We start from the raw sequence: 1,202 nt of genomic DNA, 5'->3' as shown, positions 1-1,202 counted from the left end.
GCCCGACGTCACCAACCAGATCACGCCGAAGCTGAAGGCGATCAAGGACCACCTCGAGCCGGCCTACCGGATCGAGCCGGGCGGCGCCTTCGAGGAATCTGCCAAGGGCAATGCCTCGATCTTCATCCTCTTCCCGCTGATGGTGCACATTGAAGTCGACGATGGTGTGCATTTCTCGGTGTTCGACGCGCTCTTCCGCATCGATCCTCAAGGCGTCATTAAGCCAAACCTTGCCATAGAAGTGCCCAACCAAAAGAACGGCGGCATTTCTGAGGACGGCCTCAAATGGCGCATTCGCCTGCGTGACGATGTCCGCTGGCACGACGGCCAGCCGTTCAGCGCCGAGGACGTCAAGTTCACGCTCGAACTGATCACCAACCCCAATTTCCGGAGTTGGCGCACGGCGGGCCATGCCCTCGTGCGCGACATCACGGTGGTCTCGCCCACAGAGATTTCGTGGCGGATGGAAGAGGCGTTTGCGCCGTATTTGTCGTTCCTGACCGAAACTTTCATCGTGCCTAAGCACATCCTCGAGAAGGAAGCCAATCCAAACAACGCGGCCTTCAATCAGGCGCCGTCCAGTCGGCACCGGGGCGTTCAAGTGGGGCCAGCGGGTCGCCGGCGATCATCTCGAGCTCATCGCCAACACTGAGTATTTCGGTGAAGGCCCGCACATCGAGAAGTTGGTCTTCAAATACATTCCCGATCTCACCGTCCTCTACACTCAATTCAAGAGCGGTGACATTGATCTCGTGGGGCAGCCCTACATTACTCCGGATCACTACGGCGAGGCCAAGACGCTGCCGAACCGTGTGGTGACGCTCGTCCCGAGGACCTCGTTCGAATCCTTCTACCTGAATCTCGAGCGTCCGCAGTTCAAGGAGCTTGCGTGCGTGAGGCGCTCTATGCGGCAATTGATAAGGAAGCGATCATCCAGGGGCTCTATTATGGGGTGCCGATGCCGACAAGAGACTTTCATGCCGCGGCAGTCCTTCTTCTTCAATCCCAATCTGCCACTGCACCAGTTCGACCTCAATCGCGCGAGCAAAATTCTCGATCAGGCCGGTTGGGCGCGGGGAGGGGACGGCATTCGTACCAAGAACTGTCAATCGGCGTTCGACTGGGACCCCCTATCGGCATCCAAAAGGGACCCCTTTGATCGGCGTGCTCTGCTGGGAGCGCTCGGGTCGTCGGAGCTGGTC

The 1,202-nt window shown here is 58.9% G+C and carries 2 protein-coding genes; both read left to right on the top strand.

Annotated features, from left to right (window positions below):
- Window positions 1–652: ABC transporter substrate-binding protein (locus tag IVA87_RS26460; RefSeq protein WP_247335738.1), on the top strand; the 652-nt coding region annotated here is incomplete at its 5' end.
- The coding region (locus IVA87_RS26455) for an ABC transporter substrate-binding protein (protein ID WP_346658380.1) at window positions 546–1,202 on the top strand (657 nt) is incomplete at its 3' end. The genes IVA87_RS26460 and IVA87_RS26455, both read left to right, overlap by 107 nt.

It is taken from the genome of Bradyrhizobium sp. 147, assembly GCF_023073935.1.
Lineage (GTDB): Bacteria > Pseudomonadota > Alphaproteobacteria > Rhizobiales > Xanthobacteraceae > Bradyrhizobium.
Note: the sequence above shows the minus strand (reverse complement) of the source record. Positions and strands in the feature narration are given on the sequence as shown.